The 15,869-nt window shown below is 68.6% G+C and carries 12 protein-coding genes and 1 tRNA gene; 9 read left to right on the forward strand and 4 right to left on the reverse strand.

What is annotated here, in order from left to right:
* Positions 1-465: 465 nt before the first annotated feature.
* From N6H00_RS10830 to N6H00_RS10850, 5 genes are all read left to right on the forward strand, one after another.
* On the forward strand, positions 466-1,698 hold the full coding sequence (locus tag N6H00_RS10830; protein WP_268971385.1) for a branched-chain amino acid ABC transporter substrate-binding protein: 1,233 nt from the start codon (positions 466-468) through the stop codon (positions 1,696-1,698).
* 104 nt (positions 1,699-1,802) lie between these two features.
* The gene (locus N6H00_RS10835; protein ID WP_268971386.1) at positions 1,803-2,735 is read left to right on the forward strand and encodes a branched-chain amino acid ABC transporter permease; all 933 of its coding nucleotides are present in this window, start codon (positions 1,803-1,805) and stop codon (positions 2,733-2,735) included.
* Between the two features lie 12 nt (positions 2,736-2,747).
* Positions 2,748-4,502: a branched-chain amino acid ABC transporter permease gene (locus N6H00_RS10840; protein ID WP_268971387.1), complete on the forward strand. Its 1,755-nt coding sequence runs from the start codon at positions 2,748-2,750 to the stop codon at positions 4,500-4,502.
* On the forward strand, positions 4,499-5,407 hold the full coding sequence (locus N6H00_RS10845; protein WP_268971388.1) for an ABC transporter ATP-binding protein: 909 nt from the start codon (positions 4,499-4,501) through the stop codon (positions 5,405-5,407). The genes N6H00_RS10840 and N6H00_RS10845 overlap by 4 nt, the downstream gene beginning before the upstream one ends.
* On the forward strand, positions 5,404-6,120 hold the full coding sequence (locus N6H00_RS10850; protein WP_268971389.1) for an ABC transporter ATP-binding protein: 717 nt from the start codon (positions 5,404-5,406) through the stop codon (positions 6,118-6,120). The genes N6H00_RS10845 and N6H00_RS10850 overlap by 4 nt, the downstream gene beginning before the upstream one ends.
* Before the next feature lie 69 nt (positions 6,121-6,189).
* Here N6H00_RS10850 and N6H00_RS10855 read toward each other — a convergent pair whose 3' ends face one another.
* A complete protein-coding gene (locus tag N6H00_RS10855; protein WP_268971390.1) occupies positions 6,190-6,828 on the reverse strand; it encodes an ANTAR domain-containing response regulator in 639 nt (212 codons plus the stop codon).
* A gap of 99 nt (positions 6,829-6,927) precedes the next feature.
* On the opposite strand from N6H00_RS10855, the gene N6H00_RS10860 reads away from it, so the two are divergent.
* A tRNA-Leu gene (locus N6H00_RS10860) sits at positions 6,928-7,001 on the forward strand.
* Positions 7,002-7,276: 275 nt separating this feature from the next.
* Here the strand turns inward: N6H00_RS10860 and pyk are convergent.
* Together pyk and N6H00_RS10875 are read right to left on the reverse strand one after the other, a co-directional pair.
* Positions 7,277-8,707 carry a pyruvate kinase gene (gene pyk / locus N6H00_RS10870; protein ID WP_268971391.1) on the reverse strand — a complete coding sequence of 477 codons (1,431 nt, stop codon included), beginning with the start codon at positions 8,705-8,707 and terminating at the stop codon, positions 7,277-7,279.
* A 134-nt stretch (positions 8,708-8,841) separates the two neighbouring features.
* On the reverse strand, positions 8,842-9,558 hold the full coding sequence (locus N6H00_RS10875) for an SIMPL domain-containing protein (protein ID WP_268971392.1): 717 nt from the start codon (positions 9,556-9,558) through the stop codon (positions 8,842-8,844).
* A gap of 291 nt (positions 9,559-9,849) precedes the next feature.
* On the opposite strand from N6H00_RS10875, the gene N6H00_RS10880 reads away from it, so the two are divergent.
* The 3 genes from N6H00_RS10880 to N6H00_RS10890 all read left to right on the forward strand — a co-directional run bounded on the left by N6H00_RS10880 (position 9,850) and on the right by N6H00_RS10890 (position 15,073).
* Positions 9,850-11,661, forward strand: coding sequence for a bifunctional metallophosphatase/5'-nucleotidase (locus N6H00_RS10880; RefSeq protein ID WP_268971393.1), 1,812 nt, complete (start codon positions 9,850-9,852; stop codon positions 11,659-11,661).
* A gap of 314 nt (positions 11,662-11,975) precedes the next feature.
* Positions 11,976-13,286 (forward strand): MFS transporter, encoded by a 1,311-nt coding sequence (locus N6H00_RS10885; protein WP_268971394.1) that lies wholly within the window; start codon positions 11,976-11,978, stop codon positions 13,284-13,286.
* Between the two features lie 68 nt (positions 13,287-13,354).
* Positions 13,355-15,073, forward strand: a complete 1,719-nt coding sequence (locus tag N6H00_RS10890; RefSeq protein ID WP_268971395.1) for a long-chain fatty acid--CoA ligase — start codon at positions 13,355-13,357, stop codon at positions 15,071-15,073.
* A gap of 91 nt (positions 15,074-15,164) precedes the next feature.
* Here N6H00_RS10890 and N6H00_RS10895 read toward each other — a convergent pair whose 3' ends face one another.
* Positions 15,165-15,863 (reverse strand): GntR family transcriptional regulator, encoded by a 699-nt coding sequence (locus tag N6H00_RS10895; protein ID WP_268971396.1) that lies wholly within the window; start codon positions 15,861-15,863, stop codon positions 15,165-15,167.
* Positions 15,864-15,869 lie beyond the last annotated feature (6 nt).

The raw sequence follows: 15,869 nt of genomic DNA on the forward strand, positions 1-15,869 counted from the left end.
CGCCCAGCAGGGGAAGCCCCGCTCGCGGCACCGGACCGATGTCGACGGTTGTAACACTCCGTAACGCCGACGCAATGCGAGATCGCGTTTTCAGCGACCGGAACGCCACTCCGAACTCGATCTTTTCGCGCTGATCCGCGCACGGCGCTCCGCACTTCGCTCGCCAGTTCCCCACACTCCTTAGCGGAACTGCACCTTCTCAGTATCCGGACCTGATAATCGATCCAGGTATGCCCTATTCATCCTTTCCGTTCCGCTACACGGACACCCAGAAGTGACGCGCGTCATAACAAGACAGTCACATCATGGCCTGCACCTCTGCCCCCGGTCGCGCCCCACGCTTAGAGTCACAGCCAGTCACGACCCCGTGGGGTGTACGCCGCACCCGCACGGCCATTCCAGGTTCATCCGGCGAGGACACGGCATCCCGTGAACTCGGGTGCCGAGCCAGGGAAAGGATTCCTCGTGCGACACCGTTCCTTGCTCATCATGACCACCGCGATCACTGCGGGCGCCCTCACCCTCAGCGCCTGCGGGTCGCGGGACAACAAAGACGACAGTGGCGGCAAGGACAGCAAGACGACCGTGGTCATCGGTGTCGACGCCCCGCTCACCGGCTCGCTGTCCGCCATCGGCCAGGGCATCAAGAACTCCGTCGACCTCGCGGCGCGCATAGCCAACAAGAACAACGAGGTCGACGGAGTCACCTTCAAGGTCAAACCCTTCGACGACCAGGCCGTGCCCTCCTCCGGCAAGGCAAACGCCACCTCGATGGTCGACGACGAGGAGATCCTCGGCGCGGTCGGCCCGCTCAACTCGGGCGTCGCCCAATCCATGCAAGGCGTCTACGCCAGAGCCGACCTCGCCCAGGTCTCCCCCGCCAACACCAACCCGGCCCTCAGCCAGGGCGACGACTGGGCCTCGGGCAAGAAGTCCCGCCCCTTCAAGACCTACTTCCGCACCGCGACCACCGACATCATCCAGGGCCGCTTCGCCGCGCAGTACTACTACAAGGACGCGAAGAAGCGGAAGGTCTTCGTCATCGACGACAAGCAGGCCTACGGCAACGGCCTCGCCACCATCTTCGCCGAGGAGTTCAAGCGCCTCGGCGGCAAGGTCGTCGGCCGCGACCACCTCACCGTCAAGGAAACCGACTTCTCCGGCATCGCCAACAAGGTCAAGTCCTCCGGCGCCGACTCCGTCTACTTCGGCGGCCAGTACCCCGAGGGCGGCCTCCTCTCCGACCAGGTCAAACAGGCCGGCGCACAGGTCCCGGTCATGGGCGGCGACGGCATCTACGACCCCGCCTTCATCAAGGCGTCCAGCACCAGCAACGACGGCGACCTCGCCACCTCCGTCGGCTACCCGGTCGAACAGCTCGACTCCGCCAAGACGTTCGTGAAGAACTACGCGGCCCAGAACTACGACGACCCCTACGGCGCCTACGGCGGCTACTCCTACGACGCCGCCTGGGCCATCATCCAGGCCGTCAAGGCCGTCGTCGACGACAACGACGGCAAGCTCCCGGACGACGCCCGCGCCAAGATCACCGAAGCCCTCGGCGACGTCTCCTTCGACGGCGTCACCGGCAAGGTCTCCTTCGACAGCTACGGCGACACCACCAACAAACAGCTGACCGTCTACCAGGTCACCAAGGGCGCCTGGAAGTCCGTGAAGAGCGAGACCTTCAAGGACTGACCACCCGGCGGCGACTCGCACACCCACGAAACGAAACCGCGCGAGGGCGTACACCATCGCCCTCGCGCGGCGTCATATCCGACACGCTCATCGGAGGCCCTGCGGTGCACGAACTGCCGCAAACGCTGGTCAACGGCCTGACCCTCGGCGCCCTCTACGGCTTGATCGCCATCGGGTACACCATGGTCTACGGCATCGTCCAGCTCATCAACTTCGCCCATGGCGAGATCTTCATGATCGGGGGCTTCGGCGCCCTCACCATCCACCTCTGGCTGCCCAGCGGCACCGCACTCGCCCTCGCCCTGCCCCTCATGCTCATCGGCGGCATCATCGCCTCGGTCGCCATCGCCACCGCGGCGGAACGCTTCGCCTACCGCCCCCTGCGCGGCGGCCCCCGGCTCGCCCCCCTGATCACCGCCATCGGACTGTCCATCGCCCTGCAACAGGCCATCTGGGCCTTCTACCCGGACGCCAAGAAACCCCTCAGCTTCCCCCAGTTCGAAGGCGCCTCGTTCGAAATCCTCAGCAACCTCCACATCCAGCGCGGCGACGCCTTCCTCCTCATCGCCGCCCCGCTGTGCATGCTCGCCCTCGGCCTGTTCGTCTCCAAAAGCCGCGCCGGCCGCGCCATGCAGGCCACCGCGCAGGACCCCGACACCGCCAAACTCATGGGCATCAACACCGACCGCATCATCATGATGGCCTTCGCCATCGGCGGTGCCTTCGCCGCCGTCGCCGCCCTCTCCCACGGACTCAAATACGGCCAGATCAACTTCGAAATGGGCTTCATCGCCGGCCTCAAGGCGTTCACCGCCGCCGTGCTCGGCGGCATCGGCAACATCTACGGCGCCATGCTCGGCGGCGTCGTCCTCGGCATCGTCGAAGCCCTGGCCATCAAATACATCCAGGACATCCCCGGGATGGACCAACTCGGCGGCGGCGCCTGGAAGGACGTATGGGCCTTCGCCCTGCTCATCGTCGTCCTGCTGGTCAGGCCACAGGGCCTGCTCGGCGAACGCGTAGCGGACCGGGCGTGAGGGAGTGAACCGATGACCACCGACAAGACCCAGCCCACGCCCACGAACACGACCCAGGCCGGCACCACCACCCCGCGCACCACCTGGCTCCGCGCCCTCACCGCGGCCGGCGGCGTCGCCGCCGTCGCCTCCACCTTCCTCGCCTGGACCTGGACCGCCGAATTCCCCGGCGACCTGACCGTCTACGGCTACCCCGGCGGACTCCAGCTCCTCACCCTCGTCCTCGGAACCGCCACCGCCGTCTTCGCACTCGCCGCCCTCGGCCTGAAGGGCCTGCGCTGGCTCACCCCCAGCGGCTCCACCCAGGCCCTGCGGCTGCTGGCCCTCGGCACCTTCGCCGTCACCTGGTTCACCGTCATCACCATCGCCGTCGACCTGAACGGCCTGGTCAACCTCGAACCCGGCGGCTGGATCGCCGCCCTGGCCACCGCCGCCCCCGTCGCCACCACCTTCCTCCTCCCGGACGACACCCACCCGCTGCGCCGCCCCGCCGAACTCCCCTCCTGGGCCGACATCCTGATCATCGCGGCCGTCTTCGCCCTCGGCCTCTACGTGGTCAACTACGGCATCCAGACCGACGCCGACCACCCCGAACCATTCCTCGGCTACCTCATCGCCATCGGATTCGCCGCCGTCGCCCTCGCCAAAGCCGGACTCATCAGCCGGATCAGCGAACTCACCAGCGCCTACCGTTCCACCACCCTGGTCGCGGCGCTCATCACCGCCATCGTCTTCCCGTTCTTCCAGGACAAATCCAGCTTCACCGAACTCGGCGTCAACATCGCCATCTTCGCGACCGTGGCCCTCGGCCTGAACATCGTCGTCGGCCTCGCCGGCCTCCTCGACCTCGGCTACGTCGCCTTCCTCGGCGTCGGCGCCTACACCGCGGCCCTGGTCTCCGGGGCCACCGCCTCCACCATCGACGTGACATTCCCGTTCTGGGCCGCCGTGCTCACCGGCGGCGCGGTCTCCCTGATCTTCGGCGTCGTCATCGGCGCCCCCACCCTGCGGCTGCGCGGCGACTACCTCGCCATCGTCACCCTCGGCTTCGGAGAGATCTTCCGGCTCGCCATGCTCAACCTCGACGGCACCTCCGGCCCCTCCGTCACCAACGGCCCCGACGGCATCCCCAACATCCCCCCGCTGGAGATCTTCGGGTTCAACTTCAACGACGACCACAGCTTCGCCGGACTCACCCTCGACGCAGGCGGCAACTACTACCTGCTGATGCTGCTGGTCACCGTCCTCGTCGTACTGATCTTCAGCCGCGCGGGCAACTCCCGCATCGGCCGCGCCTGGGTCGCCATCCGCGAGGACGAGACCGCCGCCACCGCCATGGGCATCAACGGCTTCCGCGTCAAACTCATCGCCTTCGCCCTCGGCGCCACCCTCGCCGGAGTCGCCGGCACCGTATGGGCCCACTTCCAGTCCACCGTCGTCCCCGAACAGTACGTCTTCGCCGGCCCCGTCCCGCCCAACTCCACCTTCCTGGTCGCCGCCGTCATCCTCGGCGGCATGGGCACCATCGGCGGCCCCCTGCTCGGCGCCACCCTGCTCTACCTCATCCCCAAGAAACTGGAATTCCTCCAGGACTACCAGCTCCTCGCCTTCGGCATCGCGCTCATCCTGCTGATGCGCTTCCGCCCCGAAGGGATCATCCCCAACCGGCGACAGCAGCTCGAATACCACGAGACCGGCCAGCTCGACGTCCCCGGCGCCACCGGACTCAAGGACGCCGCCATCGGCGTCACCAAGGCGGAGGCATGACAGCGATGACCACCACCACGACCTCCCCCGTGCTCACCGCCACCGGCGTCACCATGCGCTTCGGCGGACTCACGGCCGTACACGCCGTCGACCTCGACGTCCACCCCGGCGAGATCGTCGGCCTCATCGGCCCCAACGGCGCCGGCAAGACCACCTTCTTCAACTGCCTCACCGGCCTCTACGTCCCCACCGAAGGCAGCGTCGCCTACCAGGGCACCGTCCTGCCGCCCAAACCCCACCTCGTCACCCAGGCCGGCATCGCCCGCACCTTCCAGAACATCCGGCTCTTCGCCAACATGACCGTCCTCGAAAACGTCCTCGTCGGCCGCCACACCCGCACCAAAGAGGGCTTGTGGTCCGCCCTCCTGCGCGGTCCCGGCTTCAAACGCGCCGAGACCGCGTCCAAAGCCCGCGCCATGGAACTCCTGGAATTCACCGGCCTCGCCGACAAGGCCGACCACCTCTCCCGCAACCTCCCCTACGGCGAACAGCGCAAGCTGGAGATCGCCCGCGCCCTCGCCAGCGACCCCGGACTGCTGCTCCTCGACGAACCCACCGCCGGAATGAACCCCCACGAGACCCGCGCCACCGAGGAACTGGTCTTCGCCATCCGCGACATGGGCACCGCCGTACTCGTCATCGAGCACGACATGCGCTTCATCTTCAACCTCTGCGACCGGGTCGCCGTACTCGTCCAGGGCGAAAAGCTCATCGAGGGCACCTCGGACGTCGTCCAGAGCGATGAACGCGTCATCGCCGCCTACCTCGGCACCCCCTTCGAAGGCGCACCCGGCGCGGAGGAGGCCGCCGAGGTCACGGCCGCGGAGGCCGGGACCGCGCAGGCCAGGGCCAGGCAGGACGAGGCCCACCCGGGCACCACAGCACGTACGGAGGACCAACAGTGACCGCACTGCTCGAGGTCGAGGACCTCCGGGTCGCCTACGGCAAGATCGAGGCCGTCAAGGGCATCTCGTTCAGCGTCGAGGCCGGCCAGGTCGTCACCCTCATCGGCACCAACGGCGCGGGCAAGACGACCACACTGCGCACCCTGTCCGGCCTCCTCCAGCCCCTCGGCGGCCGGATCCGCTTCGACGGCAAACCTCTGAAGGGCGTCCCCGCGCACAAGATCGTCGCCCTCGGACTGGCCCACTCGCCCGAGGGACGGCACATCTTCCCCCGGCTGACCATCGCCGAGAACCTCCAGCTCGGGGCCTTCCTCCGGAAGGACGCGGACGGCATAGCCGCCGACACGCGCAAGGTCTACGACCTCTTCCCCATCCTCGGCGAACGCCGCGGCCAGGCGGCCGGCACCCTCTCCGGCGGCGAACAGCAGATGCTCGCGATGGGCCGGGCGCTGATGTCCCGCCCCAAGCTGCTGATGCTCGACGAACCCTCGATGGGCCTCTCCCCGATCATGATGCAGAAGATCATGCACACCATCGCCGAGCTCAAGGCCCAGGGCACGACGATCCTGCTGGTCGAGCAGAACGCCCAGGCCGCCCTGTCCCTGGCCGACCAGGGCCATGTGATGGAGATCGGCAAGATCGTGCTGTCGGGCACGGGAGAGGCACTGCTGCACGACGAGTCGGTGCGGAAGGCGTACCTCGGCGAGGACTGACGCCCGGACACAGCGGAAGGGCCCGCACCGCCTCATCCGGCGGTGCGGGCCCTTCCGCCGCCTCGTTCCCTACTGCTCCTTGGCGGCCTTCTTCTCCTCCGCGTCCTCGATCACGGCCTCCGCCACCTGCTGCATCGACATCCGGCGGTCCATCGAGGTCTTCTGGATCCAGCGGAAGGCGGCGGGCTCGGTCAGCCCGTACTGGGTTTGCAGGATCGACTTGGCCCGGTCCACGAGCTTGCGGGTCTCCAGCCGCTGGGAGAGGTCGGCGACCTCCTTCTCCAGGGTCTTCAGCTCGGTGAAGCGGGAGACGGCCATCTCGATGGCCGGGACCACATCGCTCTTGCTGAACGGCTTCACCAGATACGCCATCGCCCCCGCGTCCCGGGCCCGCTCGACCAGCTCGCGCTGGGAGAAGGCGGTCAGCATCAGGACGGGGGCGATACGGTCCCCCGCGATCCGCTCGGCGGCGGAGATACCATCGAGAACCGGCATCTTCACATCGAGGATGACGAGATCGGGGCGGTGCTCCTGGGCGAGCGCGACGGCCGTCTCACCATCGCCCGCCTCGCCGACGACGGAGTACCCCTCCTCCTCGAGCATCTCCTTCAGGTCGAGGCGGATGAGGGCCTCGTCCTCGGCGATGACGACGCGGGTTGTCTGCGGTGGGACGTGCGACTGCGCGTCGGGGGCGTCAGCGGTGCTCACTGTGCTCCTCGTTTTCCTGGCAGGTGGGCCACCACGAGCCTACCGATGTCCTGTATCTTTGACGCACGGAGGGGCTAGACTAACCTTCAGATTGCAGGGGCTCCGGTAGTCCAATCGGCAGAGACGATACCCTCAAAAGGTATTCAGTGTGGGTTCGAATCCCACCCGGGGCACTTTTCCTTAGGTTCCAAGGTCGCCAGCGGATATGGGGATCTTCCCTCAATGAGGTGAACAATCCTTCGAATGGGCGCGCATCGGACGCGTCACGGTCACACTCGCATGTGTGTACGACCTGGAAACACGCAAACGCGTTCTTGCCCTGGTGCGCCAAGGGCGCAGCCTCAACTCCATGAGCAAGCAGACGGGGACATCCCGATACGCGACACGCGACGCACGTCGGGCCGAAGTACTGAGCCCAGTACTTCGGCCCCCGGGGAGCGAGGCGCGGTTACCTCAGGTCGTCCGCGCCGATGTGGTGGACGCGGACCAGGTTGGTGGAGCCGGAGACGCCGGGCGGGGAGCCGGCGGTGATGATGACGAGGTCGCCCTTGCGGCAGCGGCCGAGGCGCAGCAGTTCCTCGTCCACCTGGGCCACCATCTCGTCCGTGGAGTCGACCTTCGGGCCGAGGAAGGTCTCGACACCCCAGGTGAGGTTGAGCTGGGAGCGGGTGTTCGGCTCGGGGGTGAAGGCCAGGAGGGGGATCGGGGAGCGGTAGCGGGAGAGGCGGCGGACGGTGTCGCCGGACTGGGTGAAGGCGACGAGGAACTTCGCGCCGAGGAAGTCGCCCATCTCGGCCGCCGCGCGGGCCACCGCGCCGCCCTGGGTGCGGGGCTTGTTGCGTTCGGTGAGCGGGGGGAGGCCCTTGGCGAGGATGTCCTCCTCGGCGGCGGCGACGATGCGGCCCATCGTCTTGACGGTGGCGATGGGGTACTTGCCGACGCTGGTCTCGCCGGAGAGCATCACCGCGTCCGTGCCGTCGATGACCGCGTTGGCGACGTCGGATGCCTCCGCCCGGGTGGGGCGGGAGTTGTCGATCATCGAGTCGAGCATCTGGGTGGCGACGATGACCGGCTTGGCGTTCCGCTTGGCCAGTTTGATGGCGCGCTTCTGGACGATGGGCACCTGTTCCAGCGGCATCTCCACGCCGAGGTCGCCGCGGGCGACCATGATGCCGTCGAAGGCGTCGACGATGTCCTCGAGGTTGTCGACCGCCTGCGGCTTCTCGATCTTGGCGATGACGGGGAGCTGGCGGTCCTCCTCGTCCATCACCCGGTGGACGTCCACGATGTCGTCGCCGTTGCGGACGAAGGAGAGGGCGATGACATCGGCGCCGGTGCGCAGTGCCCAGCGCAGGTCCTCGATGTCCTTCTTGGAGAGCGCGGGGACGGAGACGGCGACGCCGGGGAGGTTGAGCCCCTTGTGGTCGGAGACCATGCCGCCTTCGATGACGATGGTGTGCACCCGGGGTCCGTCGACGTCGACGACTTCGAGGGTGACGCGGCCGTCGTCGACGAGGATGCGCTCGCCCTTGCTGACGTCGCCGGCCAGCCCCTCGTAGGTGGTGCCGCAGCGGAACCGGTCGCCCTCGATGGGTTCGACGGTGATGGTGAACTCGTCACCGCGTTCAAGGAGTACGGGACCTTCACGGAAGCGGCCGAGTCGAATCTTCGGGCCTTGAAGGTCGGCGAGGATGCCGACGCTGCGGCCGGTCTCCAGCGAGGCTTTGCGCACTCGCCGATAACGCTCCTCGTGCTCGGCGTAGGTGCCGTGGCTGAGGTTGAGGCGGGCCACGTCCATTCCGGCTTCGACGAGTGCCTTGATCTGCTCGTACGAGTCGGTGGCGGGTCCCAAGGTACAGACGATTTTTGCTCGGCGCATGGTGCCGAGCCTATGACTTACCGACGAGTAAAGAACCGTGAACTCCACACTCCTCCATGGCCTTTGGATGGCAGGTTATTGACAACTAATGAAACGTGCACGGGGGTGCTCCGATGAGCGTTCGCGAGGGCGGTTCACAGCTCGGGAGGGGTCATCGTAAAGCGGGCGTTGACCTGTGCGTACACCGTCTGGCGCTGCGGTTCGAGGTCGAGTGCGGCCACGGCGTCCTGGTCGGCGGGGCCGCCGTAGCCCGACCGGCGGCGCGGGGCGGCGACGGCGACGGGCTGGAGCGGGCCCTGCTCCGCCTCGAGGTCGGCGAGCTCGACGAGCGCGACCAGCCGGGCACCGAGTGCTCCGGCGTACTCGCGGGCCCGCTGCACCGCCTCGCGCACCGCCTGCTGCCGTGCCCGGCCGTGGGCGGGCGAGTCGGGGCGCAGTCCCCATCGGGGGCCGTCGACACGGGTGAGTTCGAGGTCGGCGAGGCGGGTGGTGAGTTCGCCCAGTGCGGTGAAGTCGGTGAGGGTCGCGGTGAGGTGCACCCGGCCGTGGTAGGCCCGTACGCGCTCGTGGCGACCCTTGGGGGCCAGTTCGGGGGTGACCGAGAAGGCGCCGGTCTCCAGCTTCTCGACCGCCTCGCCGTAGGACTTCACCAGCTCGCGGACTTCGTTGTTGCGGCGGGTGAGGTCGTCGAGCGCGGCGCGCCGGTCGGCGCCCCGGGCGCTGACGGTGATGGTGATCCGGGCGATCTCGGGGTCGACGTCGAGGCGCGCCTCGCCGAGGACGGCGACGCGCGGGGTGTCGGGGGTGCCGTAGGGCTGGGGCGCGGCGGGCGGCTGGGCGGGCTGGTTCATGGGGCGGGCTCCTGGTCGGGTGTTACGGGGGGTGGTGTTCGGAGCGTACGGCGCGCGGCCCCTCGGCGGGGCGGGGCGACCGGGCCGGGTGGGCTGCCGATGCGCCGGCCCGTCAGCCGGCCCGTCCGCTGACGCCCCCTCATGCGCGGGGGCTCTCACGCGTGGGGGCGGCAACCTGATCGCAACCTGCCGGGGGTGGTGCGGAGTGGTGCGGCTGCGCCAGAATCTACGCGCGTTGTGCCCGGTCGGCGGGCTGTCGACGGGTTGTGTACCGCAAGGGGAGACATAGAGATGCCGCTCAACCGTAGGACGTTCCTGGGCCGCTCGGCGGCGACGAGCGCGGGGGTCGCACTGGCCGGGGCCTCGGCCTCCACCGCTGCCGCCGCGCAGGCACGGGGGCACCAGGGCCCCGCCGGCCACCGGAAGCGGTACGCCTTCACCGTGATGGGCACGACCGATCTGCACGGCAACGTGTTCAACTGGGACTACTTCACCGACGCCGAGTTCGATGACACGGCGCACAACGACGTGGGCCTGGCGAAGATCTCCACGCTGGTCGACCAGGTCCGCGAGGAGAAGGGGCGTCGCAATACGCTGCTGATCGACGCGGGTGACACCATCCAGGGCACCCAGTTGTCGTACTACTACGCCAAGGTGGACCCGATCACGGGCGCGGACGGTCCGGTGCACCCCATGGCGCGGGCGATGAACGCGATCGGCTATGACGCGGCGGCACTGGGCAACCATGAGTTCAACTACGGCATCCCGGTGCTGCGGAAGTTCGAGGAGCAGTGCGACTTCCCGCTGCTGGGGGCGAACGCGCTGGACGCGAAGACGCTGCGGCCGGCCTTCGCGCCGTACTGGATGACGCGGCTGCGCACCCCGTTCGGGCGGGATGTGAAGGTGGCGGTGCTGGGGCTGACCAATCCGGGCATCGCGATCTGGGACAAGGCCAATGTGCAGGGGAAGATGACGTTCCCGGGTCTGGAGGAGCAGGCCGCGAAGTGGGTGCCGCGGCTGCGGTCGATGGGCGCGGACGTGGTGATCGTCTCGGCGCATTCGGGGACCAGCGGCACGTCCAGCTACGGCGACCAGGTGCCGTATGTGGAGAACGCGGCGGCGCTGGTGGCGCGGAAGGTGGCGGGGATCGACGCGATCCTGGTGGGCCACGCGCATGTGGAGATACCCGAGTCACGGGTGGTGAACGAGGAGACGGGGCGCGAGGTGGTGCTCTCGGAGCCGCTCAAGTGGGGTCAGCGGCTCACCCTCTTCGACTTCGAGCTCGCGTGGGAGCGGGGCCGCTGGCAGGTGGCGTCGGTGTCGGCGGAGGTGCTGAACTCCAACACGGCCGAGGAGGACCCGCGGATCGTGCGGCTGCTCGGCGATGAGCACAAGAAGGTCGTCGGCTATGTGAACCAGACCATCGGCACCTGCTCGGTGGCGATGGCGGCCACCGAGGCGCCCTACAAGGACGAGCCGATCATCGACTTCATCAACCATGTGCAGTCGGAGACGGTGAAGGCGGCGCTGGCGGGGACGGAGTACGCGGCGCTGCCGGTGCTCTCGCAGGCGTCCTGTTTCTCCCGGACGGCGGCGATCCCGGCGGGGGAGGTCACGATCCGGCAGGTGGCGGGGTTGTATCCGTTCGAGAACACCCTGGAGGCGCGGGTGCTGACGGGTGCCCAGCTCAAGGAGTATCTGGAGTTCTCGGCGCGCTACTACGTGCAGACCCCGGCGGGCGGTGAGGTGGACCCCGAGAAGCTGACGAACGCCTCGGACACCCCGGACTACAACTACGACGCGGTCGGCGGGCTGACGTACGAGATCGACATCGCGAAGGCGCCGGGGTCGCGGATCGCCGGGCTGAGCTTCGAGGGCAAGCCGATCGACGAGAAGGCGGAGTTCGTGCTGGCGGTCAACAACTACCGGGCGAGCGGGGGTGGCAACTTCCCGCATGTGGCCTCCGCGAAGCAGGTGTGGGCCAATTCGGAGGAGATCCGGAACACGATCATCGCCTGGGTGCAGGCGGAGGGGACGATCGATGTGTCGCGGTTCGGGTCGGTGGACTGGAAGCTGACCCGCGACGGCGTCCCGGTGTTCTGAGGGGTCGTCGGACGGGTCCTGCCCGGAGCAGGACTGACGCGCATGTGACCGCCGCTTCATGGGAAGCGGCGGTCTTCTTCTTTTTCGGTGCGATGGGCGCGGCGGGGCGATGTGAAAGATTCCCGAAACCAAGCGTTGACGAGCCCACAATATTGTCCCACACTTTTGCCCCATCGACTCGGGCGTCGCGTCGGAGCACCGTCCGCGCGCCGACGAACCCAGACCGACAGGGAGCAACGCATGTCTCACTTGCCCGGCGCCCCTCCGCCACCACAGCCATCGGATCCCCTCGCCGAGCGTCCGCGGCGGCGACGGTGACCGCCACCGGCCGGGCGACCGCACCCAGCGGATCCGCCTCCGGCGCCCACGACACAGTCCGCTGGTACCGACAGGTGGACGCCACGGCATGGCGAGCCCTCATCGCGGGCGGCGGGGCGTGGCTCTTCGAGGTATTCGACGTCACACTGCTGTCCCTGACCACCCCCGCACTGCTGGCCGATTTCAGTACCACCAAGGCGCAGATCGGTCTCATCGGCACTCTTCAAGCCGTGGGGATGCTCGTCGGCGGTATCACCGGGGGCGCGATCGCCGACCGCGTCGGCAGGGTGAAGTCCCTGAGCCGCGCCACCGCCGTATACGCCCTCTTCACGGGCCTGGCGGCGCTGGCGCCCTCCTTGGGCGTCTTCGCGTTGCTGAGGCTCCTCGCCGGCCTGGGACTGGGCGCCACCTGGTCGGCGGGCGCCGCGCTCATCGCCGAAACCTGGCCCGCGGAGCACCGCGGCAAGAGCGGCGCTCTGATGCAGATCGGATGGCCGCTGGGCAACCTGCTCGGGTTGGGTGTCGCGACCGTGGTCACCGCGTCCAACGGGGGAGACCTGCACCACGGTGGTTGGCGGATCCTCTACGCGATCGGGGCGCTGCCGCTGCTGCTCGCTCTCTACATCCGGGTGGCCACACCGGAATCGCCGCATTGGTCGAGGGATCACACATCGGAGAGCTCGCGCCCCCGGGCCCGCACCCTGCTCGCCCGGGGAACACGTCAACCGCTGCTGCTCGGCCTGGTGTTCGTGCTGGTGCTGCAGTACATGTTCTGGGGCGTGGTCTCCTTCCTGCCGACATACCTGGTCGAGGTCGACGGGCTCTCCATGGCCAAGAGCCTGGCGTTCCTGCTCATCCAGCAGGCGGGGGTGGCGGTGGGAATCATCGCCTATCTGGGGGTCGGGGACCGATGGGGCCGCAAGCCGGTCTTCATCGCCTATCTCACCGTGACCGTCTGCGGCATACTCCTGCTGATCAGCACACGCTCACATCCCGCCGCCCTCGTCGCCGGCCTCCTCGCCGGGACGGGAGTGAGCGGAATCCTCGCGGGGATCGGCCCCTGGACCGCCGAGCTGGTGCACCGGTCGCCCATCCGCGCGACCGCCATGTCCGTCATCTACCACGGTGGGCGCATCGGCGGCGCCGCCGCGCCGTACATCATCGGCACCCTGGCCGTGGGGACGACCGGATTCAAGATCGGACTGCTGACCACCGCGCTCGCCACGGTCGCGGCCATCGTCGTCATGTCGTTCGCTCCCGAGACCAAAGGCCGGGAACTGACCGCGAACGCCGCCGTCCGCGCCTAGGACAGGTGCCGCGCCCGCCCAAAACCTCCCCCTGCCGCTCCCCTCCCGTTCAAGGATCCCCGCCTCTCATGTTGAGCACCATGCAGGACGTTCCCCTCACCCTCGCCCGGATTCTGATCCACGGCTCGACGGTGTTCGGGAACTCCACCGTCACCACCTGGTCCGAAAGCCACTCACCACGGCGCCGCGGCTACGCGGAGACCGGCGCACGTGCTGCCCGCCTCGCCCACGCACTTCGCGAGGAACTCGGAATCCGCGACGGCGACAGGGTTGCCACGTTCATGTGGAACAACGCCGAACACCTGGAGGCATATCTCGCCGTCCCCGCGATGGGAGCGGTGCTGCACACCCTCAACCTCCGGCTGGCACCACATCAGCTCTCCTGGATCGTCAACGACGCCGCCGACACCGTGATCATCGTTGACGGATCGCTGCTGCCGCTCCTCGCTCCGGTACTGGCCGGACTGCCCTCGGTCGAGCACCTCATCGTCGCGGGCCCCGGGGACCGCTCCGGGCTCGACGAGGCCCGCGCGGCCCGGCGCCGGGCCGGCCGCGGCGTCCATGTCCACGACTACGAGGAACTGATCGCGGGGCGGCCCGAGGAATATCCCTGGCGGGAGGAGATCGACGAGCGATCGGCCGCGGCGCTGTGCCACACCTCCGGCACCACCGGAAACCCGAAAGGCGTCGTCTACAGCCACCGTTCCATCTACCTGCACTCTCTGCAGTTGCAGGCCGCCGACGCCTTCGCCCTCGGCTCCGCGGACACCGCGCTTCCCGTGGTCCCGATGTTTCACGTCAACGCCTGGGGCATCCCGCACGCCGCCTTCATGACCGGTGCCTCCTTGCTGATGCCGGACCGGTTTCTCCAAGGAGCGCCACTCGCCGACATGATCGCCGCAGAACGGCCCACTGTGGCGGCCGCGGTACCGACCGTGTGGGCCGCCCTGCTCACCGAACTCGACGCGCGACCGCGCGACGTGTCCAGCCTGCGCACGGCGGTCGTGGGCGGTTCCGCATGCGCCCCGTCACTGATGCGCGGCCTCGAGAGCCGGCACGGCGTACGGGTCCTCCAGGCTTGGGGGATGACCGAGACCTCGCCCTTGGGGACACTGGCCCGGCCACCCGCCGGCGTCGACGACGAGCAGGCGTGGAAGTACCGGGTCACCCAGGGCCGTGTCCCGGCCTCGGTCCAGGTCCGGCTGGTCGGCCTCGACGGAGCCCCGGTCCCCCACGACGGGCGCACCAGCGGTGAGCTCCAGGTGCGCGGCCCGTGGATCACCGGCTCCTACTACGAGGGGGCCCACCCGGCGACGCCGTCGGACCCTCAGACCCCCGAAGCGCATGAGCGGTTCGACGGGGACTGGCTGCGCACCGGGGACATCGCGACGCTGACCCCGGACGGCTATCTCACACTCACCGACCGCGCGAAGGACCTCATCAAGTCAGGGGGCGAGTGGATCTCCTCGGTCCAGCTCGAGAACCACCTCATGGCACACCCGGCGGTGGTCGAGGCAGCCGTCGTCGCCGTCCCCGATGAGCGTTGGGGGGAGCGCCCGCTGGCGGCGGTCGTGCTCCGGCCGGGTGAGGACATCGCCTTCGGGCCGCTGCGCGACTTCCTCGCCGGGCACATCGCGCCCTGGCAGTTGCCGGACCACTGGGTCCGCCTGCCCAGCCTTCCGAAGACCTCCGTGGGCAAACTCGACAAAAAAGCGCTCCGGGCTCGGTACGCCGACGGCGAGCTGGACACCGTTCGCGTCCCCGGGCGCCGGGAGCGGGGGGTCTGAAGGGGCGGAGGGCTCTGCCCGCTCACGGGTTGGCCTGTCCGGCGGCACATGGGACAGGCGAACCCGCCCCTGGCCGGCTGGAGGAGGTCCCTCAGGCGAAGTCGCCGTCCGGGAGCTGCATGATGCCGCTTCTGGTGTGCCTCAGGTGGCGGCGCATCAGGTCTTCGGCCCGGGTGCCGTCGCCGTCGAGAATCGCCTCGGCGAGGCTTTGGTGCTCGGTGACCGAGTATTCCCGCATGCCGGTCCTGTCGTGGATCGCCGCCGCCGAGCGGAACTGGATGCGGAAGGTCTGGATCTGGAGCTGGTCCACCAACTCCTCCAGGCGCGGATGGGCGCTCAGCTCGACGATGGTGCGGTGGAACCGGATGTTCTCGTCCATGTAGACCGGCAGTTCGGCGGTGCGGGCGACCTCATGCATGGATTCGAGTGCCGCCACCAGGCGATGACGGTGATCCGTTTCGCCGATCCGTTGGGCGGCGAGGCGGGCGGCGAGCCCTTCGAGAACCTCGCGCAGTTCGTAGAGCTGAGCCACGTCCTCGCGGGTCAGCCGGCGGATGGAGGCACCCCGATGCGCTTCGATCTGCACGAAGCCGTCGCTGCGCAGCCGGGACAGCGCCTCGCGCAGCGCGTTGCGTCCGACGCCGAGTTCCCGCATGAGGTCGGCCTCCACAAGGCGCTGACCGGGGACGTAGCGGCCGGTCTTGACCCCCTCCCGCACGGTGGCGACCACCCGCTCGACGGCGGATGACGCCCCGCGACGCCCCCCGCCGGTCACTACTTGCTCGGTCACTTTCGG

It is taken from the genome of Streptomyces sp. S465, from assembly GCF_026898115.1.
Classification (GTDB): Bacteria; Actinomycetota; Actinomycetes; order Streptomycetales; family Streptomycetaceae; genus Streptomyces; species Streptomyces luomodiensis.

What these genes read in the sequence shown, in the direction of transcription:
- N6H00_RS10845 (WP_268971388.1), top strand. Translation starts at nt 4,499, where the DNA reads ATGACAGCGATGACCACCACCACGACCTCCCCCGTGCTCACCGCCACC.
- N6H00_RS10890 (WP_268971395.1), top strand. Translation starts at nt 13,355, where the DNA reads ATGTTGAGCACCATGCAGGACGTTCCCCTCACCCTCGCCCGGATTCTG.
- N6H00_RS10840 (WP_268971387.1), top strand. Translation starts at nt 2,748, where the DNA reads ATGACCACCGACAAGACCCAGCCCACGCCCACGAACACGACCCAGGCC.
- pyk (WP_268971391.1), bottom strand. Translation starts at nt 8,707, where the DNA reads ATGCGCCGAGCAAAAATCGTCTGTACCTTGGGACCCGCCACCGACTCG.
- N6H00_RS10880 (WP_268971393.1), top strand. Translation starts at nt 9,850, where the DNA reads ATGCCGCTCAACCGTAGGACGTTCCTGGGCCGCTCGGCGGCGACGAGC.
- N6H00_RS10875 (WP_268971392.1), bottom strand. Translation starts at nt 9,558, where the DNA reads ATGAACCAGCCCGCCCAGCCGCCCGCCGCGCCCCAGCCCTACGGCACC.